2 protein-coding genes are annotated in these 848 nt (G+C 47.2%); both read left to right on the forward strand.

All coding sequences use genetic code 11. The features are described from left to right. Positions 1–156: 156 nt before the first annotated feature. Positions 157–567 (forward strand): B12-binding domain-containing protein, encoded by a 411-nt coding sequence (locus B2633_RS05275; RefSeq protein WP_276624068.1) that lies wholly within the window; start codon positions 157–159, stop codon positions 565–567. Next, on the forward strand, positions 567–848 hold a 282-nt coding region (locus B2633_RS05280; RefSeq protein WP_483169638.1), incomplete at its 3' end, for an ASKHA domain-containing protein. The genes B2633_RS05275 and B2633_RS05280, both read left to right, overlap by 1 nt.

An 848-nucleotide genomic window follows, 5' to 3' on the forward strand; every position in this document is an offset into this window, starting at 1 on the left:
GATAGCCCTAAAGGCTTTATTCTGGCGGTCGGTTGCCAGGTGCCACTGGGAACTACAGCCGATAATTTTATGTGTTTTATGAATGCCGCTCGTAAATATGGGCGATATCCATTAAACCCGGATAATTTTATTTAATTACATATGGAGGTGTAGATATTGGCTGATCGACAAATAATATTGGATCGCCTGGCTGAAGGGGTTAGGGAAATGGACGAAGATTTAACGCTAGAGGCTTCCCATGAAGCTTTGGATAATCATGTCGATGCATTGAATGCTATCAATCAGGGGCTGGTTGTGGGAATGAACCAGGCCGGGCTGCTATATGAGCAGGAAGAGTATTTTGTACCGGAATTGCTGTTATGCTCCGATGCCATGTATACGGGTTTGGATATCCTAAGCCCCCATATCCAACGCAGCAGCGCGGAAGACAAACACAAGGTGGTTATCGGGGTGGTTGAAGGAGACACCCATGATATAGGGAAGAACCTGGTCAAGCTAATGTTGGAAGTAGCGGATTTTGAGATATACGATTTAGGCCGCGATGTACCCCCGGCGGATTTTGGCTGATGCCGTCTTCATTTAATTGCCCCAACGGGATATTTGTCAGCCAGGCTGACATCAGGCAGGTGCAATTGGCTAAAAGTGCCATAGTTACGGGCATTAAAACCCTGATGACCGAGAACGGCCTGGATGAAACTTATGTGAATAAAGTTTACGTTGCCGGGGCATTTGGCGCTTATCTTAAACCAAGCAGCCTGATTCGCCTGGGGTTTTTTCCTGAAAGTTGGTGCGACCGCATAACATTTGTCGGCAACACATCCAAGGCCGGTGCGGTTATGGCATTACTG

The sequence above is a fragment of the Syntrophomonas sp. UBA1041 genome (assembly GCF_002316705.1).
In the GTDB taxonomy this organism is placed as follows: domain Bacteria; phylum Bacillota; class Syntrophomonadia; order Syntrophomonadales; family Syntrophomonadaceae; genus DTU019.